Annotated in this window: 19 protein-coding genes; 16 read left to right on the plus strand and 3 right to left on the minus strand. The window is 60.7% G+C overall.

The window, feature by feature from the left end; genetic code table 11:
* Nucleotides 1–35 precede the first annotated feature (35 nt).
* The 16 genes from hpt (at nt 36) to BLT47_RS04845 (ending at nt 18,930) form a co-directional block, all read left to right on the plus strand.
* The gene (hpt, locus tag BLT47_RS04770; RefSeq protein WP_049620312.1) at nt 36–587 is read left to right on the plus strand and encodes a hypoxanthine phosphoribosyltransferase; all 552 of its coding nucleotides are present in this window, start codon (nt 36–38) and stop codon (nt 585–587) included.
* 708 nt (nt 588–1,295) lie between these two features.
* The gene (gene ftsH, locus BLT47_RS04775) at nt 1,296–3,443 is read left to right on the plus strand and encodes an ATP-dependent zinc metalloprotease FtsH (RefSeq protein WP_407706096.1); all 2,148 of its coding nucleotides are present in this window, start codon (nt 1,296–1,298) and stop codon (nt 3,441–3,443) included.
* Complete coding sequence (gene folE, locus BLT47_RS04780; RefSeq protein ID WP_256332527.1) at nt 3,436–4,122, plus strand: GTP cyclohydrolase I FolE; 687 nt, start codon at nt 3,436–3,438, stop codon at nt 4,120–4,122. Before ftsH ends, folE begins: the two co-directional genes overlap by 8 nt.
* A gap of 51 nt (nt 4,123–4,173) precedes the next feature.
* Nucleotides 4,174–5,358: a dihydropteroate synthase gene (folP, locus tag BLT47_RS04785; RefSeq protein ID WP_065414946.1), complete on the plus strand. Its 1,185-nt coding sequence runs from the start codon at nt 4,174–4,176 to the stop codon at nt 5,356–5,358.
* Nucleotides 5,358–6,428: a 2-amino-4-hydroxy-6-hydroxymethyldihydropteridine diphosphokinase gene (folK, locus tag BLT47_RS04790; protein WP_074662280.1), complete on the plus strand. Its 1,071-nt coding sequence runs from the start codon at nt 5,358–5,360 to the stop codon at nt 6,426–6,428. The genes folP and folK overlap by 1 nt, the downstream gene beginning before the upstream one ends.
* Entirely contained in the window at nt 6,425–6,964 is a 540-nt protein-coding gene (locus BLT47_RS04795) for a DUF3180 domain-containing protein (protein WP_049620496.1), read from the plus strand. Before folK ends, BLT47_RS04795 begins: the two co-directional genes overlap by 4 nt.
* Nucleotides 6,965–7,150: 186 nt before the next feature.
* On the plus strand, nt 7,151–7,639 hold the full coding sequence (locus BLT47_RS04800) for a PH domain-containing protein (RefSeq protein WP_074662284.1): 489 nt from the start codon (nt 7,151–7,153) through the stop codon (nt 7,637–7,639).
* On the plus strand, nt 7,640–9,082 hold the full coding sequence (locus BLT47_RS04805) for a PH domain-containing protein (protein WP_074662288.1): 1,443 nt from the start codon (nt 7,640–7,642) through the stop codon (nt 9,080–9,082).
* A gap of 85 nt (nt 9,083–9,167) precedes the next feature.
* Entirely contained in the window at nt 9,168–10,043 is an 876-nt protein-coding gene (locus BLT47_RS04810; RefSeq protein ID WP_074662293.1) for a ketopantoate reductase family protein, read from the plus strand.
* A gap of 103 nt (nt 10,044–10,146) precedes the next feature.
* On the plus strand, nt 10,147–11,307 hold the full coding sequence (locus BLT47_RS04815; protein WP_320753497.1) for a Rossmann-like and DUF2520 domain-containing protein: 1,161 nt from the start codon (nt 10,147–10,149) through the stop codon (nt 11,305–11,307).
* Between the two features lie 170 nt (nt 11,308–11,477).
* Nucleotides 11,478–12,398 (plus strand): pantoate--beta-alanine ligase, encoded by a 921-nt coding sequence (gene panC, locus BLT47_RS04820; RefSeq protein ID WP_074662452.1) that lies wholly within the window; start codon nt 11,478–11,480, stop codon nt 12,396–12,398.
* Nucleotides 12,399–12,591: 193 nt separating this feature from the next.
* A complete protein-coding gene (gene panD / locus BLT47_RS04825) occupies nt 12,592–13,014 on the plus strand; it encodes an aspartate 1-decarboxylase (protein WP_074662455.1) in 423 nt (140 codons plus the stop codon).
* A gap of 401 nt (nt 13,015–13,415) precedes the next feature.
* Nucleotides 13,416–14,948, plus strand: a complete 1,533-nt coding sequence (lysS, locus tag BLT47_RS04830; RefSeq protein ID WP_074662458.1) for a lysine--tRNA ligase — start codon at nt 13,416–13,418, stop codon at nt 14,946–14,948.
* Nucleotides 14,949–15,192: 244 nt separating this feature from the next.
* On the plus strand, nt 15,193–16,245 hold the full coding sequence (locus tag BLT47_RS04835; protein ID WP_074662296.1) for an efflux RND transporter periplasmic adaptor subunit: 1,053 nt from the start codon (nt 15,193–15,195) through the stop codon (nt 16,243–16,245).
* 65 nt (nt 16,246–16,310) lie between these two features.
* Complete coding sequence (locus BLT47_RS04840) at nt 16,311–17,150, plus strand: ABC transporter ATP-binding protein (protein WP_407706085.1); 840 nt, start codon at nt 16,311–16,313, stop codon at nt 17,148–17,150.
* Nucleotides 17,143–18,930 carry an ABC transporter permease gene (locus BLT47_RS04845; RefSeq protein WP_074662300.1) on the plus strand — a complete coding sequence of 596 codons (1,788 nt, stop codon included), beginning with the start codon at nt 17,143–17,145 and terminating at the stop codon, nt 18,928–18,930. The genes BLT47_RS04840 and BLT47_RS04845 overlap by 8 nt, the downstream gene beginning before the upstream one ends.
* Nucleotides 18,931–19,117: 187 nt before the next feature.
* Here the strand turns inward: BLT47_RS04845 and BLT47_RS04850 are convergent, their stop codons facing one another.
* From BLT47_RS04850 to BLT47_RS04860, 3 genes are all read right to left on the minus strand, one after another.
* The gene (locus tag BLT47_RS04850) at nt 19,118–19,990 is read right to left on the minus strand and encodes a glutamine amidotransferase (protein ID WP_176764482.1); all 873 of its coding nucleotides are present in this window, start codon (nt 19,988–19,990) and stop codon (nt 19,118–19,120) included.
* Nucleotides 19,991–20,148: 158 nt separating this feature from the next.
* Complete coding sequence (locus BLT47_RS04855) at nt 20,149–21,006, minus strand: SMP-30/gluconolactonase/LRE family protein (protein ID WP_074662304.1); 858 nt, start codon at nt 21,004–21,006, stop codon at nt 20,149–20,151.
* A 100-nt stretch (nt 21,007–21,106) separates the two neighbouring features.
* The gene (locus tag BLT47_RS04860) at nt 21,107–22,594 is read right to left on the minus strand and encodes an alpha/beta hydrolase fold domain-containing protein (protein ID WP_176764483.1); all 1,488 of its coding nucleotides are present in this window, start codon (nt 22,592–22,594) and stop codon (nt 21,107–21,109) included.
* Nucleotides 22,595–23,569: the final 975 nt, after the last annotated feature.

Consider the following 23,569-nt stretch of genomic DNA (forward strand, 5'->3'; position numbering starts at 1 on the left):
GGCGCAGGAAGGCGCGGGCGAAGAAAGGAGAGTCGGTGGACGCGACCGATATGGGCGATAAGCTTGAGCACATCCTGATTACCGAGGAACAAATCCAGGAAAAGCTCACCGAAATGGCCGCCGCCATTGACCGCGATTACGACGGTGATCTACTAGTAGTGGGCGTGCTCAAAGGAGCCGTCATGGTGATGGCAGACCTCGTCCGCAAAATCCATTCCCCCCTGCACATGGACTGGATGGCGGTTTCCAGCTACGGCAAGGGCACAAAATCTTCCGGGGTAGTGCGGATCCTCAAAGATCTGGACACAGACGTTACCGGCCGGCACGTGCTCATCGTGGAAGATATTATCGATTCCGGCCTCACCCTCGACTGGCTGAAACGCAACCTTTTGCAACGCGGTGCCGGCAGCGTCCGCATCGCCACCATTTTGCGCAAGCCAGATGCGCTTAAGGTTGATGTGCATGTAGATTACGTAGGTTTTGACATTCCTAATGAATTTGTGGTGGGCTACGGGCTCGACTACGCGGAAGATTACCGCCATTTGCCATTCGTTGGCACACTCGCACCCCACGTGTACGGAGGTTAAGTGGACCAGAGGAAGAACGAAGACCCAGGGCAGGAAACGTTGCGCGGTGCGCAAGGCGGTGTGACGCCCGGTAGCGATACTTCGCAGGAACCACACGGGTACGACGCCGTCCGCCCGGCAACCGGCCGGCGGGCCAGAATAGAAAGCCCAGCCGAAGGCACCCAAAACACGCCGCCCGCGGCGGTAACCCCCGCGCCAGCAGGCGTGGACGGCCCGGCAGTACCTGCCGGCCAATCGGGACAACCCGGGCAGCCCGGGCAACCAGGGCAGCCTTATGGCCAGCCCATACAGACCGGCCAGTACGGGCATCCGGCTCAACCAGGCCAATACGGGCAACCGGCTTTCCCCGGCCAGCAGGTGCCATACGGCCAGCCCTCGCCTTACGGCCAGCCTCTGCCCTACGGCCACCAAGCACCGCCCGCGCGGCCGGGTCAACATGCCGGGCAACCCGGCCAGCCAGGCCAGTACGGCCAACCGGGTCAGTACGGCCAGCCAGGTCAGTACGGCCAACCGGGCCAGTACGGCCAGCCGGGTCACCTGTCTGCAGCGGGGCAACAGCCGGGGCAACAGCCCGGCCAGCCCGAACAATCCGGCCAACCTGCACTACCCGCAGGGCAAACTCCCAGTGGGGGGACTGCGCCCGGCACGCAACCGGAAACCGAGTACGAACGTGAGCGGCGGCGTCGTCGAGCCAAACCGCCCAAGAACTTGCTCACCAACCCGGGCGCGCAACGCCGGCAAAGTGAGCAGCAACGCGAAGAAAATCACCGCAAATCCCGCAACCGTACGATTCTGGGGATTGTGTTGGTGTTTTTGGCGGTGCTACTCGGCTTTAACCTGTATTCCTCGATGCAGTGGAAGCTGGTCAACACTTCCGAGGGCATGGAGTTACTGAAGAACGCCCAGATTGAACGGGCCGAAGTGACGGACGGCGCCAACCAGGTCAAACTGTGGTTGAAGGAAGATACCAAGACGGTTATGCCCAACGGTCAGGAAATGCCGGTGGGTAAGCAGGTACGGTTCCAATACTTGGATCCGCAGGGCAAACAGGTAGCGGAACTGCTCGAAAAGGCCGATATTGAACGCGGATACCGTTCGATCGTGCCGCAGCAGTCCTTCCTCAGCTCCCTGTTCGTGATGCTCTTCCCGGTAGTCCTGATTTTGGGCGTCTTTTATTGGATTATGCGCCAGCAGCAAAGCGGGCGCGGCCTGGGCTTACGGGACCGTAACCCAGAAGCCGAAATTCCAGACGTTACCTTTAAAGACGTAGCCGGGGAAGACGAAGCCGTACAAGAAGTTTCCGAAGTGGTCGACTTCCTCCAAAACCCAGACCGGTACGAAAAAGTGGGCGCAAAAATCCCGCGCGGCGTGCTCCTCTACGGGCCGCCCGGAACCGGTAAAACTCTGATCGCCCGCGCGGTGGCCGGAGAAGCAGACGTTCCCTTCTTCTCCATTTCTGCTTCCGAATTTGTGGAACTGTTTGTGGGTATGGGTGCTTCGCGCGTACGCGAACTGTTCAAGACGGCGAAGAAAAAATCCCCTTCCATCATCTTCATTGATGAGATAGACGCCGTGGGCCGCGGCCGCGGCGTTGGCATGGGCGGCGGCAATGATGAACGCGAACAAACCCTCAACCAGCTGCTCGTAGAAATGGATGGTTTTGACTCGCGCGACCAAGTAGTACTCATCGCCGCCACAAACCGGCCGGATGTGCTCGATAAAGCACTGCTACGCCCGGGCCGTTTCGACCGGCAAATCGCGGTAGATGCTCCCGACCAGAAGGGCCGCGAAGCCATTTTGCGGGTCCATGCCGAAGGGAAACCTTTGGGGCAAGACGTCGAACTTGCGGCGATCGCGAAACGCACGCCCGGGTTTACCGGCGCGGACCTCGCCAATATTCTGAACGAAGCAGCCTTGCTAGCCGCCCGGCACCACCGGGAAGTCATTACCAATGCGGACGTGGATGAAGCTTCCGATCGGGTAATGGCCGGCCCGCAGCGGCGCTCCCGAGTAATGAGCCCGGAAGACCGGCGCATGACGGCCTATCACGAAGGTGGGCACGCGCTCGCGGCAGCGGCTTTGCACCACACCGACCCGGTAACCAAGGTGACGATCTTGCCGCGTGGCCGGGCCCTCGGGTACACGATGGTCATGCCGGAAGAAGACCGCTACTCGGTTACCCGCAACCAACTGCTCGACCAGTTGACCTATGCGCTGGGCGGTTTCACCGCGGAAGAAGTGGTATTCCACGATCCTTCCACCGGGGCATCGAATGATATTCAAAAGGCCACGGAAACGGCCCGGAAGATGGTCACCGAATACGGGATGAGCACCAAGATAGGGGCGGTACGTTTGGTACCAACCGAACAAGAACAGGAAACCCCGGCCGCCTTGGCTAATAAGCATTCGGAAGAAGTAGCCGCAATTATCGACGCCGAAGTGCGTGAACTGCTCGAAACCGCGCACACCGAAGCCTGGCAAATCATTAACGAAAACCGGGATGTGCTCGACCATTTGGCTGGCGTACTCCTCGAGAAGGAAACCGTGCTGGAAGCCGAACTGGCCGAAATCTTCAAGAACGTGCGCAAAGCCCCCAAACGCGAAGTGTGGCTTTCGGACCCCAACCGGCCGGTATCCCACTTAGCGCCGATCCCGCTTCCCGAAGCCGAACCGCGCCCCGCGCCGGCCCCAACGGCACCGGCAGCGCCGGGTAGCGGCAGTGTGGCAACACCGGGAGAGGCTCCCGCACCGGGCACTGGCGCGGCGCCAACGGCAACGCCAACGCCGGCACCGGGCAGCAGTAATGCACCTGCGCCGGCACCAGAAGGAGAGCCGGAAGGAGGCACACTTGCCTAAGAAAAATCAACAAGAACCAGGGCCGAAAACCCACGGTGCTGCGCGGCAGGGCGAACCAGCACCAGCTGCCGCGGCAAAGCCAGGCGCGCCGCAAAACGCTTATACGGGAACGCGGCCCGTTGACGGGCCGCGCATCGAAGCCGCAGTGCGCGAGATTCTGCGTGGCATTGGGGAAGATCCAGACCGCGAAGGTTTGCGCGATACGCCGGGCCGGATCGCCCGGGCCATGGCAGAAGTATTCGCGGGTATCGGCCACGATCCGGACGTAGTGCTGGACGCCCAGTTCGACGTCGGTTTCCATGAAATGGTGATCGTGCGAGATATCGAATTCCAGTCCGTATGTGAACACCACATGTTGCCTTTCTACGGCACCGCGGCCGTGGTCTACATTCCCGGCCCCGCGGGCAAAGTGACGGGATTATCGAAACTAGCCCGGCTGGTGCAAGGCTATGCCCGCCGCTTGCAGGTACAAGAACGGCTCACTACCCAAATTGCGGACGCCCTCATGCACCGGCTGGGCGCGGCCGGTGCCCTGGTGATTATCAAAGCCGAACACATGTGCATGACCATGCGGGGAGTACGGAGCCAAGGTGCTACCACGGTTACGTCTGCGGTACGCGGGCAGCTACGCAAAGCCAGCACCCGCGCCGAAGCGATGAGCCTCATCGAAGGTACATAAACCTCGAAGGTAAATAAGCTCAGGTAAATAAGCCCAAGGAGAGCAGAGTTTATGGAGATTTTCGGAGGCCCCCGCACCCGCGTGATGGGTATCGTCAACGTGACCCCGGATTCGTTTTCCGACGGCGGGGCGTGGGATACTCCCACCAAAGCCATTGCGCATGCCCGCCGGCTTGTAGCCCGCGGCGCAGACGTGATCGATATTGGCGGGGAATCCACCCGGCCCGGTGCGAAAATCCTCAGCTGGGAAGAAGAGTGGGCGCGGATCAAAACCGTGGTAGAAACCTTGGCCCCAGAAATCCCTATCTCCGTAGACACCTACCATGCCCAAACCGCGGCGCGGGCCGCGCGCGCCGGCGCGGCCATTATCAATGACGTGACCGGCGGGCAAGGCGATAGCGAAATGTTCGGCGTCGTCGCCCAAGCGGCACAAGAATACGGCACCGCCTACATTTTGCAGCACGGGCGCGGCAACGCCCAAGAAATGAACGCGCGGGCCAACTACACGAATATTGCCGCGGAAGTAAAAGCCGAAGTATGCGCCCGGCTAGAACTAGCTATAGCCGCCGGGATTCCGGCCGAAAAAATCATTTTGGACCCCGGCTTCGGCTTCGCCAAAACCGGCCGGCAAGACTGGCAACTAGCCGCCCACATCGAACCCTTCCTCAGTTTGGGCTACCCGGTACTAATCGGCGTTTCGCGCAAACGCTTCCTCGCCGCCACCGAAACCCGGCCCGGTAACACCCGGCTCGGCGATACCCGGCCTGGCGATACCCGTACCGGTGATACTCTCCCAAGCGATAGCAGCCAAGGTGCGGCCCACCAAGGTGACGCCGCGCCAGCGGGTGGTGACGCCGCGCCAGCCGGTGCCAGCGAGGTGGCGGGTGCCAGCGGGGTGGCCAATACCAGCGAGGTGGCGGGTGCTAATGCTGTGGAAACTATGGATGGGGCCACGCTTAGCGCGCATCCGCGCGATGCGGCCACCGCGGCGCTCACGCAATATTTTGCGGAAAAAGGGGTGTGGGCCGTGCGGGTGCACGACGTTGCTCCTTCGCGCGTTGCCACCGAAGTGGTGGCGAATCTTGCCGCGGAAGGCGCCTACCCGCAGATGCCCGGCACGCGGGAAGCATACGGCGCCAGTAGTTCGGGCGCTCGGTTAGTCCAGAGTCCCCAGAGCCCCGAGAGTTCCCAGAGACCCCGGAGTTCCCAGAGTGCCGAAAGTGGAGGCGGGAGGTAATGGAAACCACTCGTTACGGGTACGTTTTTGATACCGTCGCGATTCACGGAGTGGAAGCGATCGGTAGCCACGGCGTTTTCGATTTTGAGCGCGAACGCCGCGTGCCCTTCCGCGCCGATATTGAAGTGTTGGTGGATGCCAGCCAGGCAGCGGCGCGCGATCAAGTGGCCGATACGGTTTCCTATGCGGATCTCGCGGCCGACGCCGAAGCTATATTGGCCGGCCCACCCGTAAACCTGATTGAAACCCTGGCGGCACGTATTGCCGAAGCGGCCCTGGCCCGCGGCGGGCTGGCCGCACAAGTAACCGTGCACAAACCCGAGGCGCCGGTAGCCCAAAAATTTACGGACGTGGCCGTTACCGTACGGCGCGATGGGCCACTACTGGCCCGCGGCACCATCCAAGAGGTAGTACTCGGTTTAGGTGCCAACCTGGGAGAACCAGAAGCCGCTTTGGACTGGGCAATTGGCGAAATCAAAAAACTGCCCGTGCACGTCAGCGCCGTCTCGGACTATTACCGCACTGAGCCGGTACTGGATCCCGGCCAAGCCACCCAACCGGACTATACGAATGCGGTCCTCGTGCTTACTACCGCGCTCGCACCCCTAGAACTGCTTGCCGCTCTCCAAGAAATTGAGGTGCGTGGCGGGCGGGTGCGGCACACCCATTGGGGCCCGCGCACCCTCGATATCGACATCGAAAAATTCGGGGACATTAAAAGCTCATATTGGCGCTTGCAACTGCCACACCCGCGGGCCGCTACGCGCGGTTTCGTACTCGAACCCTGGGCAGAAATACAACCCGAAGCCGAACTAGACGGCATACCCGTACGCGAACTTGCGGCCGCGCTCGCGCGCAACACTTCTGAAACCGCACCCGCAGGCAGTGCTTCTAAAACCGCGCCGGCGGGTAATGCTTCTGAAACCGCGCCGGCGGGTAATGCTTCTAAAACCGCGCCGGCGGGTAATGCTTCTGAAACCGCACCGGCGGGCAATCCCCGGCCGGGCGGCGCAGCGCCGCGAAGTACAGCGCCGCGAGGTAGTTCTACCCGGCCCGGAGGTGAAGCGTGAATCGCTCCCCCTGGTTAGTTACCTGCGGCTGGGCCATACTGGGCTTGCTGTGCGGCGAAATTGGCCGCCGGCTTCTCACCCATTCTCCGGCCAGTATTCCCCTGGCAACCTTTTTGCCGATTCTTCTAGTAGCCTGCGTGCTCGCCTGGTATGGCTGGCAAGTACGCCGGCTACGCAAAGGCGAAGAAAGCTATATCGACCGGCTCACCGCTGCCCGCGTTTATGCTTTCGCACAGGCCGCAATCCGCACCGGAGCGCTCATGTCGGGCTTTTTCGGCGTGCTCGCCCTCGCCTACGCCGTGGGGATTTCTACCGCCTGGACCAATGACCAAACTTTGAGCGTGGCCCTGGCCTGCCTGGCCAGTATTGTGCTCACCGGCGTGGGCATCGTCGTCGAACACTGGTGCCGCATCGACCCGCGCGATGACGAACCCGAAACCGGGCAAACCCCAGCAGTAGGCCCACAACCGGGCCCCCAGGTAGCACGAGACGCCCACCCGAAACCGAACCACCCGCTAGCACCAAAACAGCCCTAACCAGCACCCGCCCGTAACGCCCAGCATCCGCCCGCAGCGCCCAGCGCCCGCCCTAACGCCCGGCACCCGCCCGGCACCCGTCCGGCAGCAACCGGCACCCGCCCGTAACACCTCTTACCGCTCCCCAAAACGCGATTTTATGAAACGGTGCGCATGCGCGGCCCTGGAAAATGCTATTTTGGTGCCATGACGTACACACCCCTGGCGCCCGAGATCGCTTTCACCCCGGTCTCCCCGCTCTACCGGAATGTGCAGATCGTTGCCCGGGCTATTCCCTGGGGAGTATTGGCTCTCGCGCTCGCGGCCGCCTGCGCTTTCTGGTGGAAACAACCCTGGACGTGGGTTTTCCCGGCCGCAGTTGTGGTGATCGGAATTTGGCATTGTATTATCGCTGGGCGGCAAGTCAAAGCGATCGGCTACCACGAAACCGCGGAAGAACTCCTCATCTGCCGGGGTATTATGTTCCGAAACCTCTCCGTAATTCCCTATGGCCGCATGCAAACAGTAACGTTAGAAGCCGGGCCGATCCTTTCCCGGTTTGGGCTAGCCAACCTCACCTTAGAAACCGCTTCCGCGGGGAGCATGGGAAACATTCCGGGCCTGCCGCGCGCGGAAGCTGAACGGTTGCGCATTCGCCTCACCGATAATGCGCAGGCACGCCTGGAGGGAATCTAAATGAGTACCGCGGAAATCCCGGCGGTTCCGGAAGAACTTTGGCAACCGGTTTCGAAGTGGACGTCGGTACGCCGCGCGTTGAGCGTGCTGGCCATAATCCTTCTATGGGTGCTGGTTATATTCGTCCGAAAACTGGAAGATAAAGACAATCTGCGGGAAACCTTGGCTAGCTTTATCGAACCGATTGCCGGTTATTACTGGCTGGTTTTTGCCGGCCTAGCTGCAGTGGTGGCGGCTACGGCTCTCTACGGCTACCTGGATTGGCGGCATCGTTCCTTCGCGGTGAGCGATTCGGGGGTACACGTGCGCTACGGCGTGCTTATGAAGAAACATAAGCACATGCGCTGGGATCGTATCCAGAAAATAGATGTGCGCCGCAGATTATTTGATCGCCTCACGGGGCAGGGGAGCCTCGCGGTAGCGCCGGGTGGCATCCACCTAGAAAACTTGGAAATCGGCCTCCTTTCGGTAGCCGACTGCCAGAAACTACGCACCGAACTGCTCGCGGTGGTAGCGCGTGTGCGTGCGGGCCAAGCCCCACAAGTAGGCGACTGGGCCAGCCGTAGCGTCGAAAATGAAGGCGAGGAAATCTACCGCCTTAGCTTCTCCCGGCTGGCTGGCTCCCTGATTTTCTCTCTCACCGCGGTTTCCGGCCTATTTTCCGTAGCGATCAGTATTTGGTTGTATAAGGCGGCTGAAACCGGAGGCTTTTGGGCCCCGCTCATTTTTGCCATCACCGTGGCGATTAATATCTTCCGGAACTTCGCGCGCGCATGGGGCACCCGCGTGGCCGTAACCCCGGATGGTTTGCACATGCAATCCGGCCTGATTTCCTATCAAGCCCAAACCATTCCGCCCGGCCGTGTACATGCCGTGAAACTTTCCCAGCCGGGCCTGTGGAAATTGTTCGGCTGGTGGAAACTAGAACTCGTTACCGCCGATGGGATGAATATTACCGAGAGCGCCTCGGGAGACCCCAATAAATCCCCGCTTATTCCGGCCGGCACTCTCGAAGAAGTACTGCTTGCCACCTGGGTGCTTATGCCCGATCTGGGGGTACCGGATAGGGAAGTTTTCTTGCGGGAAGCTTTGAGCGGCAATTTCCAGGTGGCTGGTTTCGTTCCGGCCCCGCGCGCCTCGCGCTGGCTCGACCCGATCGGGTGGAAACGTTCCGGGGTTGCCCTCACCACCCGTTTGGCGGTGCTTCGGCACGGCCGGTGGTGGCGGCGTCGCCTCATCCTCGTGCTCCACCAGCACTACCAGTCTCTGGTGGCTAAGCAGGGGCCGGTGCAGCGCCAACTCGGCCTGGCAACTCTCAATTTCGCGATGGTTTCCTCCACTTTCAAAGTAGAGCAGCAGAACATGAGTTTGACGGATGTACAACAACTGCTCGAAACTGAAAACCAGGCGGGGAAAGCCGCCCGCGCGGCCGCGAACCCGTGACGAAAGCCCGGGCATCTAGCGAGAGATCGGCAATATTATTGAGTGAAGTCTTCATTTTGTGGGAAGCCGATATTACCCTGAACTCATGTTGCATATATATGGGCCCGGTGGTGTTGGCGGGCTTATTGCCGGCGTACTTGCAAAGAATGGGCAGGATGTAGTGGTAGTAGCTACTCCGCGTACGGCTGATGCCATCAATAACGATGGCCTGGTAATCCGTTCCAAAAAGTACGGGAATTTCTCGGTTCGAGTAAAAGCGGTTACGAAACCCGCTCGCGGCGCGCAGATCCTTCTCACCACTAAGGCATATGCGCTTGAAAACATCGCCAAAACCGTGAAGGCCGCCAACCCTTCCGAACTGGGTAGCTTGTTCAACGGTTTCGCCTTCGCCCGGCGCGTGCATGATCTCACCGAACACGAATCGTGGTGCGGAGCCATTCGCGTACTCTCCAGCCGCACCGCTCCTGGCGTGATCGAACACACCTCGAAATTTATGCGGATCGAACTGCCCGATAGTGCCATGGATGGCGAAATTTCGCGCGTGCTCCTCGAAGGTGGGCTCGACGTCGGCTTCGGCGGCACAGAAGAACAGGTGCTGTGGCGCAAACTCCGCTCACAGTCGCTACTTGCCTTGCTGACCGCGGCCACCAACCTGCCGATCGGGGCAGCCTTGCAACGCCACCCCGACCTGGTGAAAAATGCGGCCGATGAACTGGCCCGCCTCTCCACGCTCATGGGCTTGCGGACCTCGCGCAGCGACGTCATCCAAGCTCTCACCGCTATGGACCCGGATGCCACTTCTTCGCTCGCGCGCGATGTAGCCGCCGGCAAACCTACCTCCGAACTCAAAGAGCTCGGCACCGACATCCTGGAACTTGCCTCCCGCAACGGGATCCCAACGCCCGCGCTTGCCGTATTGGTTTCCGCCGTGGAAGACCGCGTGCGTGGCCGCCGCGCGTAGCAAAGTTTTAGCGCACCGCGCGGCCGCGTAGGGCTTAGTACCCGCGCGGCCACGCGGTGCGGCGGCAGGCGAGTAGCGTAGATGCGCGAGTATTGTGGGGAGCATGTTTATGCGAACGACGCCGCCCGCAGATGGCCCACACGAATCGGGCACACAGCCCGAAGCTTGGCAGGAACGCCACCTGCGCGAAGGAAGCCCGCAAGCAAATTCTCCGCAAGCCCGGCCGGGCCGCATGAAGATCGGGATTCTTTCCGCCGGAAAAGTAGGCGTGGTGCTCGGGGCGGCGCTGCGCGGTGCCGGCCATGAAATCATCGGTGCCTATGCCGCTTCGGAAGCTTCCCAAGACCGTTTGGATGCGATGCTTCCGGGCGTGCCTGCACTCCCGATTGAAGAGGTAGTGGCCCGGGCACAAATGGTGCTGTTGGCACTGCCCGATGACGATTTGGAAGCGATGGTTTCGGGCCTGGCCGAACTTGGTTTGTGGCGGCCCGGGCAGTTGTTGGTACACGTGGCCGGCCGTTTCGGCACGGGCGTGCTGGACGCTGCCGCCACTGCCGGTGCTCTTACCGTGGCAGTCCACCCGGCCATGACTTTCACCGGTACTTCGCTGGACATAAAACGCCTGCTCGGATGCCCGTTCGCGGTTACTGCCCCGCCCGTATTGCTACCTATTGCGCAGGCTCTCGTAGCCGAAATCGGGGGAGAGCCTTTCACCGTGGAAGAAGAAGACCGCCCCGCTTATCACGCGGCCCTCACGCACGGCGCTAACCATTTGGTCACGCTGGTCACCCAGGCGAAACGTCTCCTGGAAACCGTGGGCATAGAGGATTCTTCGCAATATCTGCGCCCGCTTTTGACGGCCGCTTTGGAAGGCGCCCTCAGTAGCGGAGAGGCCGGGCTTACCGGCCCGGTAGTGCGCGGCGACGCCGAAACCATTACCGAACACCTCCACGCCCTCGATGCCCTCAATAAAACCGCGGCCTGCAACAGCCCGGCCGGCGCGGGCGCGCCTGCGGCGCCAAGCAGTACGCCCGCGGCGCAAGCCAGTGAGGGCAAGCCCGCAGCACCAAGTGATTCTGCGGGAGAAACAGCAGCTACTAGCACCGCCAAGGAAGTTGCTGGTGTGGCCAGCCCGGCAAGTTATGCTGATATTCCGCCGGTTTACCGGGCACTGTGCCGGGCCACTACCGACCGCGCGGAAGCCCGCCGGGTTTTGCGCCCCGAAGCTGCCCAGCGCATTCGCGAGTTGCTGGGCGAAGAATAGCGGCCAAAGCGCGAAGATCTAGCAAGGTGAGCGGAAAGAAGCGGCTGGGTGAGCGGGAAACTTGCGTAGGTGCGCGAGAGTAACAGGCCGGGCGTGCGGGGCGTGGCTACTGGTTGTTCTCCCGCCTACATTTTGCGCGCGCGGCGCGGCTCCGGGTTACCATATGCGGCGTGGTAGAGGTAATTCGCACCAAAGCGCAGTTGCGCGCTGTGCGCGCTGAGCTAACCGGTTCCGTTGGGCTTGTAATGACGATGGGGGCGCTGCATGAAGGGCATCTTGCTCTAGTGAAAGCTGCCCTGGCACAAACCGATAACGTAATAGTTTCTATTTATGTAAACCCGCTCCAATTCGCACCCACGGAAGATTTCGCTTCCTATCCGCGCGATCTGGAAGCCGATTGCGCCCTGCTCGATACTCTGGCGGCGCCCGCTTCCGCTCCCGCAGGTGCCGAAAAAACCGGTGTGGTGCGCGCGGTGTTCGCACCGAGCGACGCCGAAATGTATCCGCGCCAGCCCTTGGTACGGATCGACCCGGGCCCGGTTGCTACCCGTTTTGAAGGAACTACGCGGCCCACCCATTTTGCGGGCGTACTCCAAGTAGTACATAAGGTATTCAGCCTGGTAGAACCGGATATTGCTTTCTTTGGGCAAAAGGACGCGCAACAGTTAGCGCTCGTGCGCACCATGGTGGCAGATCTGGATATGCCGCTCCAAATCCACGCGGTACCAATCGTGCGGGAAGCTAGTGGCCTAGCCCGTTCTTCGCGCAATACGTATCTTTCCGCGGCAGAAAAAACTCACGCCCTTGCCCTGTTCCAAGCATTGCAAGCCGGAAGCAAAGCGGCTGCGGCCGGGGCCAGCCCGGAACAAACTTTGGCGGCCACGCGCGCAGTGCTCAGCAACGCCCCGGGGGTGCGGATCGACTACGCCGAACTCGTAGACCCGGAAACTTTCCAGCCGCTTACCGCCCCGGAAGATTCTGTTCCTACTCCCACAGCTTTGCCGGCCCGCGGCTTGCTCATCTTGGCCGCCTATGTGGGGCCCACTCGTTTGATCGACAATATGGAGGTCACTTTTCATGCCCACGCCTAAAAACAGTGCTACTAACTCCGCCGCATTTTCCACCACGCCGGAAGAAGTGCTGGTTGCGGCATCCGTTGCGGCACCGGTGGTGGCATCGGCTGCGGCAGCAGTTACGACGCCGGAAGCACCAGTTGCTACGCCGGAAACTGCGGCTGCCGCACCGGCTGGCGCAGCTAGTTCGACCGGCGTGCGGTGGCGCCGGATGATGACGGGCAAAATCCATCGCGCCACGGTTACCGGCGCAGACCTGAACTATGTAGGGTCGATTACGATCGACTCCGATCTGCTCACGGCGGCCGATATTTTGCCGGGCGAGGCGGTAGACGTCGTCGACATTGCGAACGGAAACCGGCTCACTACGTACGCGATACCCGGAGAACCGGGAAGTGGGATCATTAACGTCAATGGTGCCGCCGCGCATCTCGTAGAACGCGGCGACCTAGTAATTATCATTGCGTATTCGCAGCTCGAAGACGCCGTGGCACGGAGCTACGAGCCGCGCGTGGTTTTCGTGGACGGCGCGAATCGCGAAATTGAACGCGGGGCAGAACCCGGCCAAGTACCGGCAGGAAACACGGCAGGCCTGCACTCTTCCGGGATTAGTTTCGCTGCCGCCCGCGCCTAACATTCATCGGCCGGAGCCATGCTAGCGCCTGCCGGAACCATGCTAGCGCCTGCTGGAACCGTGCTAGCGCCTGCCGGAACCATGCTAGGTAAGGGCTACCCGGGAGGGGCGCGGGAAAAGTGGGTAGAGAAGATCTGCTTTTGGCCGCGTTTTGGACCGCCCCGGGGTGTGGGAGGGGCATGTTTACCGAGTGCGCGCTCGGCAAACGCAGGAGTGCGCGCTGGCGTACAACTGGGAGTACGTGCGCGAGTACATGTGGGAGCACGAGCGCGAGTACGTGATTTTGCCAGCGGGTGGCCGCGGCTTTCCAGCGAGTTAGCACGCCACCAGGTACCCTAGGAAGCGTGACTACGAACGAATCCGAATCCACATTGAAGAACGCACCAGATCAGGTGCCTGGCGTGGACCTTGCCGAGGTGGCGGGGGTCCTTGGTGATGATGCGCCGGAGCAGATCCGTAACCGGATGGCCAAACGTGAACGGCTGTTGGCGGAGGGTACGGATCCGTACCCGGCAGAGGTGCCGATTACGGCGACTATCCCGCAGGTGCGGGAGAAGTATGCGAATCTGGAGCCGGGTGAAGAGCTCACGGATACGGATATTGGCATCGCGGGCCGGGTAATGTTGCAGCGTTCGGGCGGCAAGATTGCTTTTGCGACTTTGCAAGATGGGCCGGGTAACCGTATCCAAGTGTTGTTGAGCTTGGCGAATGTGGGCAAGGAACGTTTGGACGATTTCAAGCACGATGTGGATCTGGGCGATTTCATTTTCGTGCGCGGCTATGCCGGGGCTTCCAAGCGCGGAGAGCTGTCGATTTTTGCGCGGGAATGGCAGATGGCTTCGAAAGCGATCCGCCCCTTGCCTAAGGTGTACAAGAATGAGGCGGGGGAGGATGTTTCCCTGTCTGAAGAGTCGCGGGTGCGTTTGCGGCACTTGGATTTGATTACGCGTCCGCAGGCGCGGGATATGGTGCGTTTGCGGGCCGGGGTAATGAAGTCTTTGCGCGCGAATTTTGATCGGCGTGGATATACGGAAATTGAAACCCCGATTTTGCAGACTTTGCATGGTGGGGCATCCGCTCGCCCGTTCGTGACGCACATTAACGCGTATAATCAGGATCTGTATTTGCGGATTGCGACCGAGCTGTATTTGAAGCGGGCCGTGGTAGGCGGAATTGACCGCGTGTTCGAAATCGGGCGCAATTTCCGCAATGAGGGCGCTGATTCCACCCATTCGCCCGAGTTCACCTCGCTGGAATGCTACGAGGCATACGCGACTTATGATGTGATGGCGGATCTGACGCAGGACCTAGTGCAGCAGGCAGCTTTGGACACTTTGGGCACCTTGCAGGTTACTTTGGCGGACGGTACCGAATACGATCTTTCGGGCCAGTGGCGCAAGATTGATTTGTATGAAACGGTTTCGCAGTGTTTGGGTGAGGAAGTAACGGTAGAAACACCGCGGAAAACCCTCGAGAAGTATGCCGAAAAGCACGATATTTCGGTGGCGCCGTATTGGGTTCCCGGCAAGATCGTGGAAGAACTATTCGAAGAACTGTACGGCGACCAGCTGTATGAACCGACCTTCGTCTACGATTTCCCGGAAGATACGTCTCCGCTTACCCGTCCGCATCGCACCAAGCCCGGGGTTACAGAAAAGTGGGATTTGTATGTGCGGGGTATGGAACTGGGCACGGCCTACTCAGAATTGGCCGATCCGGTAATCCAACGCCAACGCTTGACCCAACAGTCTTTGGAAGCGGCCAAGGGCGATCCGGAAGCCATGCAGCTAGACGAAGACTTCATCGAAGCTCTAGAACAGGGCTTCCCACCCACCGGTGGCATGGGGATGGGGATCGACCGGCTGCTCACCGCCTTCACCGGCCTGGGCATTCGGGAAACCATTACCTTCCCCTTCATTAAACCCAGCGCCTAAATTTGCTACGGCCGCAGTACTTGCAACGGCCCGAACTAAACACGCCGCGCCGCGGCAGAACCAAGCCGCGGCGCGGCGCTGTATTTAAGGTCCCCGGTTGCGGGTCGCTTTGAAAAACTGTCCACCTGGGGGTGGACAAAGCGAATGAAAAAGTGACCGGGAAGATAATATATTTGGGTTGATGTGTGAAGGCGATCAAGCCACTTGTTTTTGGTTGGGTCGCGCTCGGACCGAGGGAGGTCTCATGGAAGCTCACCCAAAACGAACCCTAATATTCCAGATCCTGAAAATAATTATTGCGGCGGTGATCGCGGTTGCCCTGGTGAAATTCGCCTTCTTCCCCAATCAGGAAAAAGCCCCGCCGGTGGTGGCACAAGGCAAGTTCACGAACCCGACCGTTAGTGCTTATACGGCAGATATTGACAATACGCTGAAACTTGATGCGCGGGTGCTACGGGACGAATCGCGCCCGGTGAAGGCCACCGAATCCGGTAAGGTAACGCATTTTTATGTGAACTCGGGAGCGGAAGTTAGTGAGGGGCAAAATATTTTGCAACTCACGCAAACTAATGTTGAACAGGTAGAGGTAGAGGTGCCCGTGCCGGGCGATCCGGATGATCCGTATGCGGCACCGGGTTCGACGACGCAGCTCCAAGAACGCACCACCGAAAAGTACATCAATATTAAGGCCCCGGCAGCCGGCAAGCTCAACCTTGACGTTTTGCAGGGCCAAGAAGTCCAGCTTGGCGAGGTGATCGGCCAGATTGTGCCGGCCACTTTCCACGCGGAAGTTTCGATCACCCCGGACCAGCTTTATGGGTTAGAGCAGCTGCCTGGGGAAGCGACCGTGGCAATTAAGGACGGCCCGGCACCGTTTACCTGCACCGGCCTGCAAACTATAACGGCTTCTGCCGGTAGTAGATCGGGCGTGCCCGGCTTGGATTCGACCCAGGGCGGCCCCGGCAAGGAAGCTACCGGTTCGAACCCGCAACTGCGGTGCGCGATCCCGGCCGAGCAGCAAGTGTATGACGGTATTTCCGCGAAGCTTGAAATCGCGGGGCAGAATGCTACCGGCGTGCTCGTAGTCCCGGTTTCCGCGGTAGAAGGCCGCTACCGGGAAGGGATTGTATACATCCCCGGCCCGGAAGGTAAGAAACCCGAAAAGCGAACCGTGGGTTTGGGCATTACGGACGGAAAGATTATTCAGATCACTTCCGGTTTGGAAGAGGGCGAAGAAATTTTGCAATTCGTGCCTTCCGCGGAAGAAAATGAGCGCCCGCAGGGCCCCATGTTCTAGGCAAGGAGCTGATAAACATGGCGTTACAGCCGCCTTTGCTTAACATGTGGGAAATAACCCGCACAGTGACTTTACAGAACGGCAACCCTTTGCCGATTCTCAAGGGCGTGAATCTGCAGGTGAATGCCGGCGATCACGTGGCTGTTGTGGGGCAGTCTGGTACCGGAAAAACGACGCTGCTCAATATTATTGGCATGCTCGATTTGCCCGATGGTGGCTACTACGAATACGAAGGGCGTTCGGTGGCCGGGCTTTCGGAATCGCAGCGCGCGCATTTGCGCGGCGAGATTTTCGGTTTCGTATTCCAGCAGTTCAATTTGTTCCCTACCCGAAACGCAGTGGATAACGTAGCCGTGCCTCTCCTGTATTCGGATACCGCGCGGATTATGCAACGCCGCCGGCTCGCCGCAGAAATGTTAGACCGTGTTGGTTTAGGGGACCGGTTGGATGCTATGCCCGGCCATCTTTCGGGCGGGGAACAGCAACGCGTGGCTATTGCGCGGGCTTTGGTACGCCGCCCGAAAGTGATTCTGGCCGATGAACCTACCGGGGCTTTGGACGTAAACACCGGTGCCCTGGTAATGGACCTGCTCGAAGAAGTGGCCGCGGAAACCAATGCGGCGCTCGTGGTGATCACGCACGACCCAACGGTGGCAGCCCGCGCCAAAACTGTTTACGAAATTGCGGACGGCGTGCTCCACTCCGGTGGCGCGCCCATTCAGCGGGCCCTTGCAGCCATGCACGAAATAAGCGGGCAACAAGCACAGCCGCCGGCAGCGCCAGCCGCCGGCGTAGAACCCGGGGCAAGGCAAGGAGCTGAACTCGGGACTGAAACCGGGGATGAGTACGGGGCTGGACGCGGGGCTGAACCCGGGGCAGAGCGAGGGGAGACGAGCAATGGGTAGGATACTCGGCGCTCTGGTAGAAGCTTGGGAAGAGATCCGCATTAACCGGATGCGGCTGATTCTTTCCCTGGTGGGCGTGGCCGTGGCCGTATGGGCGATGGCTACCGTGCTTTCGATCGGTTCGTATATTTCTAAGGCGGCGGAGCTATCGCAGGCGGACTTTGCTGGCCGTTCGGGAACCATCGGGATTTCGGCCAACCACATGGGAGATGCTCCAGAAGGTGAGGACTACGAGAACAAACTCCCGTTTATGTTTGATCCGGCGCTGACTGGCGAGTCCGTGCAAGGCGAAAATCCGTTGGAACGCATGATGGAAGGCCCGCGGGAAGATCCTTTCGGCCAGGCCACGAAGGTTATGGCGGAAGAAGCTGGCGCCAATTATTGGACCCGGCAACTCGGCTTCTCCATGTACCTAGAAGCTCCCGGAATGCCCGTGTGCACGGGCGATCAAATGAATCCCTTCGGTGGCATGATGGGCGAGCCCGGCATGATGGGTGAAGGAAGCGCCGAGGGCGAAGGTAGCGCCGAGGGCGAAGCCGATGTGGAAGCCCTGGGAGGCGGCGAAAATGTTCCGGCGAGCGGCGGCGGGCCCGGTGCGGAGAACAGCAGCGAAGTTGGCGCGGAAAACGGCGCCGGGCCGGAAGGCGCCGGGCCGGAAGACGGCGGGCTGGAAGGTGCCGAATCCAGTATGGAAGCTGCCGGCATAGCCGGTCCGGCTGGTCCCTTTGTGGGCGGCGACGCCGGCGACCCCGGTGACCCCGGATTTGGTGCGGGCGGGATCGGCACCTTGGAAAATCCGGCGGATATCGGGGTCGCGAATATGGATATGCTGAGTTTTTCGAGCGTGCCAGATTATTCGGCTGCCCAGCCCGGCGAGGTAGTGCTCGCGGCCGGCGCGTGCATGGATCAAACCGCGGATATTCGCGGCGTAGACCCGAACTATTTCACGATTTATGGCAAGCGGCTAATCGCGGGCCGGCTGCTCACGGAAGCCGATGCGGACCTGCAAATGAACCCGGCGGTGATTAGCGAAAAGCTGTGGAACCAGATGGGCCGGCCCAACCTGGAACTGCATCCACAAGTAGAAATGTACGGCAAGAACATGCCGCGTTTCACGGTGGTAGGGGTGATTGCGAACGCGAGTCCTTTCGATATGCCTTTGCTAACGACGCCGTACGACGCGCTCGTGCAAGTAGCGCCGAAAACCAAGCTGGATACGGCGGAGTGGAAATTCAATGTGATGGTGCCCGAAGGTACGGAAAAGGCAAACCTGAAGGTTATCCATTCCGTGGTGAAAGGCCAGCTGGGCAAAAACTGGAATGTGCAAGATGATTGGGCAAGTTCGTCCAACTGGGCGGCAGATAATTACAATTCGGGCCTCACGAAAGCAATTTCGATTATTGGCGGGATTGTGATTCTGCTCGGTGCTTTCGGCCTGCTCACGGTTTCGATTATTACGGTACAGGCGCGGGTACGGGAGATCGGGATTAGAAGATCTATGGGGGCTTCGGCCCGGCGGATCTTCACCTCTACTTTCCTAGAATCCGTGGTGGCCACTACCGTGGCCGGAGTGGTGGGCGTTATCGCCTCTATCCTCACCATCAGATTCCTACCCGTAAACGAGATTCTCCAGCTAGGTATAGACACCGCGGAGGTGGGCTACCCGCTTTCGGCAGCCTTCCTCGGCGTCGTAATATCCGCAGGCGTAGGTGCACTGTGCGGGATTATTCCCGCCACCATAGCCGTGCGAATCAAACCCATCGACGCCATCCGCTTCTAACCAGCGGTGCCAGAGGCACCGCCACGCAAGCCGTCTTGAATGGCAGAAGGCCCGGTATAGCGTTACGACGCTATACCGGGCCTTATTGGCTTTGCTAGCTTTGTCGCACGCTTTGCTACCAGCCTTGCTACCCGCCTTGCTGCCTGCCTTGCCGCACGCTTTGTTGCTAGCTTTGCTGCCCGCTTTGCTACCCGCCTTGTTGCACGCTTTGTTGCCTGCCGAAGACGCGGGCAAAGTTTTCTAGGACGCGGTGCGAATCGGTCAGCTCGGCAGCGCGAATCTCGCGGTAGATTTCGTCTTTGCGGCTTAGATCCATGTAGCCGCGGTCGGCGTACAAATCCAGCCGGTAGATAATCGCTTCGGCGTCGAGCTCGGGGTGGAACTGGGTGGCATAAGCGCAAGGACCGTAACGGAAAGCCTGCACGGGAGCTCCCTCCCCGGTCGCAAGCAGTACCGCGCCTGCCGGTATCTCCCGCAAAGCCTCATGATGCCCCACAAGTGCCGTGAAATTTTCCGGCAAACCTGCAAACACCGGGTCGGTGGTGGCTTCCGGGGTGAGGGAAATCGTGACCGGACCGGCGTCTTCCCCGTAATGCGTATCCACGGTAGCGCCCAAAAACGTGCCCAAAGCCCCGATCCCGTAGCACAAGCCCAGGAAAGGAATTTCGCGCTCCACCACAATTTCCAACAGGGCGTGGATCTCTTTTTCTACCGCGATTTGCAGGGCGGACTTATTGGCCGCACCGGCGTCGAAAGGACTACCACCCAAAATCACGCCGGCCCGGCCGGCCAGCAACGCTTCCCAATCCGTATCCACATTCCCGGCGTCCACTTCTGCATCGAGCCGGATTTGGAACAGCGCGCTTTGGGGCAGGCCCGCGAACCGGGCCACCGATTCCAGTTCCCGGAAAGCCGCTTCTTCACCCGGGCGGCTTTGCACGAGCAGAAACTGCGCCGGCGCGGCGGAATCGTTGGGCGCGGCGGAATCGTTGGGCGCCGCGAACCTATCCGGCACGGTGGCATTATCCTGCGCCGCGCCAGGGTTTTCCAAAATGTCCAACTGTGCAATCCTTCCTATCCCGTAATTTAAATAAATATACGAACCTCGAAATGGCGAGCTGTGCCTCGGGAATGCTTGCGGTGAGCGGTAGCCGCGAAAGCCGTGGTTACTAACCGTGGGACGCCGAGCTTGTTAGCTGCGTATAGCCGCCCGCTTGTCTACCCGCGGAAGGCCGTGGTTTCTTGGCCAGCTACTGGGGAACGCGTCCACCACACCGCACCGGCGCCCTTCGCCTCATCATTTTCGCGAGAGACGGTAACGAATACGTCCTTACCATCTTCGCCGCCCAGGGTCACCGCCGTCGTACCGGTAATTCCGGGCAGGTCGTATTCTTCGGCGATTGTGCCCGTCGGATCGTAGACGCGGATTTTTCCGGCCCGGTTGAGCGCCACCCAAATATTGCCTTTGCTATCCACGGTCAAACCGTCCGGGGAGAATCCGTCTGCGTCATGGAAAACGCGGCGGTTTACGAGTTCGCCAGTTTCAGTAACATCAAAAACATCGGTGGCACGCGTCGTCGTATCGTTGTAATAGGCACGGGTACGGTCCGGAGAAAAAGCGAGCCCATTCGAAGTGGTCACCGAATCGAGAACAACTTGCGCCTCCAAATCCGGGGAAATCCGCCAAAGTTTCGCCGTGCCGCGCGTTTCATCGTCGCGCACGTAAGGCATAGAACCGGCATAAACGTAACCCCACGGGTCCACGGTACCTTCGTTCATACGGTAGGCCGGGGAGTTAAAAAGGGTGAGCTTTTCTTCCGGGGCACCGAAGGGGTCAGCGGCGAGCGCCAGCCCGCGTTCCGTTGCCACCACGTAACCGCCCTGGGTGCGCGGGCGCACGAAGGCCGCAATTTTCGAACCAGTGGCCAGGCGGGAAACCGCGCCGGACGCATCCATGGTGAGAAGATCGCCGCACAACATATCGACGAAACGCAGGCCACCCCACGCGGAACTCCACACCGGCCCTTCGGCGTGGAAAGCTATGCTGTCTGTGATCTGTTCAAAATTCTGAGCCATTACATAAAGATACAAGCTTTTGCCCGATTCCGGGAGCTTGCCCGCAACGGGCGGAACTGGCCGGCCCCGCGGAAGCTGCCTGCTCGCGGGGTGTGCGGGTCTAGTTTGGATTTTCCGAATCCGGGTTAGGGGCCGGCAAATGCTGCCTGAACCAGCTGGCAGATTCGACGACGGCGGTGCGGGCCTGCGCAATCACGCGCGTCCTTTGCATAAAGGCATGTATGGTGCCCGGGAAAATCCGGAACTGGTGGGGCAGGCCGGCGCTCGCGAGAATTGCGGCGAGTGCGCGCGAATCATCGAGCACGGGGTCTAGTTCGGCCGCGGCAATGTATACGGGCGGAATATCGTATGTGAGGTCGTGACTACCAAGCAGATCGAGATACCGGCCGGCAGGGCCCATTGCCGCTGTTGGGTTGCTTGGCGTTGCCGGGTTACTTGGTGCTGCCGGGTTACTTGTTTCCGCTACTTTGTTGGAACTTAGGGCCGCTGGATTGCCGGAACTTAGGGCCGCGGTATCGCCGGAACCTGCCGGGCCGGCTAACCCCGTTGAGTTGCCAGTTCCTGCCGGGATCGGGCTGGCAAACAGGCCGGCATAGTCGGCGCGATCCGTGGGCCGCATCCCGTCCCACCATCCTCCGTACAGGCGCGCGGAAGCCGAATCCTGCAAGCCAAAACTGCCGTAATACAAATGCAGGGAAGTAATCGCCCTGTAGGCGGTGGTGTAGGCAGCCGCGGCGGCATCACCATGGTTGACCGCGCGGCTATCTCCGGAGTTAGCCGCAATGTTACCAAGGCGTTCGCGGCTTTCTCGCAACATAAGGTAGACGCCGAGTGCCAAGGTGGCGCCGCACGAATCCCCGGCCAGGCCCGCGGCGGCTTGCAGGTGGAACTTTTCGCGGTAGGGCGCGCTCAGCATCGTGGTGATAACGTCCAAGCATTCCGTGAAAGGTTGCGGATACTTGGCCATCGGCGCCAATGTGTAGTCAATCGCTACCACGGCCGCCTGGCTGGCCGCAGCCAATTCTCGGGTCAAGCGGTCATGCGATGCAAATGAGCCGACGCACCAACCCCCACCGTGCATAAAGAACAGCACCGGTAGGCCCAGCACGCGAGCAGCAGTTTCCGTGCTGGGAGCAGGCTGGTTCGCGACTGGAGCGGGCTGGTTCGCGCCCGGAGCGGGCTGGTTTACGGGTAGATTTGCGGGCTGGTTTGTGCCGGAAGCAGGCTGGTCCGCGCCAGGTGCTGGATGGTGCGAGCTGGGCGCGGGATGGTGCGAGTTGGGCGCGGGATGGTGCGAGCTGGGCGCGGGATGGTGCGAGCTGGGCGCGGGCTGCGTGTGCCCGCAAAGAAGCGGGTAGTAAATGCGGACGGGAACTTCCCCGTGCCGCGTGGGAATTCTCGTTTCGCGGATTTCTGCCATTTGCGGGCCGCCGCTATTCCACCAGGCGTGCCGCGCGTCGTAGCGTTGCCGCATATCCGCACAGTAAGCGGCGGTACTGGGGAAACTTTCCCGCGGGCCGTGCGAAACATATAGCTTGCGATCAATGGCGACGGCGCGTTCCGTATCCGCGTCCCAGAGGTCCGGCACATTCCGGCGGTTATGTGCGTGAAATTGTATGCGTTCGGAGCGCGAACGGGGCCCACCAGAAAAATCCATACCTCTATTCATACTCCAAAGTTCAGCCCAAAACCTCCAGCAGGGAGGCTGCGCGGTCCGCCGGGAAACTCAAAGCGGGCCGGGGTTCACCCGGGGCCGGGCTGGGCTTTGGTAGCGTGATAGCCGTGAAGGAAATGGGTGGATCGCGGCGCGGCCAGCGGGAATCAGGCCGGCAAGCTAAGGGAAGAACTGCGGGTAGCAAAAACGCGGGCGCGAAGGCGCCACGCAGTGGCTCGGCATACCCGCGCTCCCGGCCCGGCTTAGACCCTGCCGCTTGGCGGGGTTTACTCGACGATCGCGAACCAGCACCTTCCGCGGATTTTGAAGCCAAAACAGGCGGCGGGGGAAAATCTACTAGCCGCGGCGGCGCACGCAAAGGAGGGCGCAGCTCCCAGCAACGCCGCCGTACCCAGAGTGGAGAACGCCAAGCTCGGCGCGGCCAGAGTAGTGGCCGCCAAAGTCGCGGTACCGCTCAGACCCGGGGCGGTCAGGCGCGTGGCTCGCAATCTCGGGGTACGCAAAGCCGGAGCGCTCAAAACCGGAGCACGCAGGCACGGCAGGCTACTAAGCGGAGCGCAAGCGCGGCTCCTCGCGGCCCGAGAGAAGAAATAGACGAACTGGAATTGCAGCGCCGCAAGCGGGCTCAACGCCGGCGTAGCCAAAATGCGCGGAGTAGGCAGAGCGAAAGTTCCGGATCCGGCAGTCAAAGGTCTGATAGCAGAACCTCGGGGAACCAAAGCCCGGCGGCCCGCAAAACCCGGCGCGGGGGTAAAGCCGCGGCCGGAGCCGCGACGCGCACGCAGGCCGCGCGCCGGCGCTGGCGCGAAAGTGGCCGGCCGGTTGGTGCGGCGGCGTCGGCACGAGAAAGGCGTGCCCGGCAACGCGGGGAACGGCAGGGTACGTTAG

It is taken from the genome of Actinobaculum suis, assembly GCF_900102025.1.
Lineage (GTDB): Bacteria > Actinomycetota > Actinomycetes > Actinomycetales > Actinomycetaceae > Actinobaculum > Actinobaculum suis.

What these genes read in the sequence shown, in the direction of transcription:
- folP (WP_065414946.1), top strand. Translation starts at nt 4,174, where the DNA reads ATGGAGATTTTCGGAGGCCCCCGCACCCGCGTGATGGGTATCGTCAAC.
- folK (WP_074662280.1), top strand. Translation starts at nt 5,358, where the DNA reads ATGGAAACCACTCGTTACGGGTACGTTTTTGATACCGTCGCGATTCAC.
- BLT47_RS04800 (WP_074662284.1), top strand. Translation starts at nt 7,151, where the DNA reads ATGACGTACACACCCCTGGCGCCCGAGATCGCTTTCACCCCGGTCTCC.
- BLT47_RS04805 (WP_074662288.1), top strand. Translation starts at nt 7,640, where the DNA reads ATGAGTACCGCGGAAATCCCGGCGGTTCCGGAAGAACTTTGGCAACCG.
- BLT47_RS04810 (WP_074662293.1), top strand. Translation starts at nt 9,168, where the DNA reads ATGTTGCATATATATGGGCCCGGTGGTGTTGGCGGGCTTATTGCCGGC.
- BLT47_RS04815 (WP_320753497.1), top strand. Translation starts at nt 10,147, where the DNA reads ATGTTTATGCGAACGACGCCGCCCGCAGATGGCCCACACGAATCGGGC.
- panD (WP_074662455.1), top strand. Translation starts at nt 12,592, where the DNA reads ATGATGACGGGCAAAATCCATCGCGCCACGGTTACCGGCGCAGACCTG.
- BLT47_RS04835 (WP_074662296.1), top strand. Translation starts at nt 15,193, where the DNA reads ATGGAAGCTCACCCAAAACGAACCCTAATATTCCAGATCCTGAAAATA.
- BLT47_RS04845 (WP_074662300.1), top strand. Translation starts at nt 17,143, where the DNA reads ATGGGTAGGATACTCGGCGCTCTGGTAGAAGCTTGGGAAGAGATCCGC.
- BLT47_RS04855 (WP_074662304.1), bottom strand. Translation starts at nt 21,006, where the DNA reads ATGGCTCAGAATTTTGAACAGATCACAGACAGCATAGCTTTCCACGCC.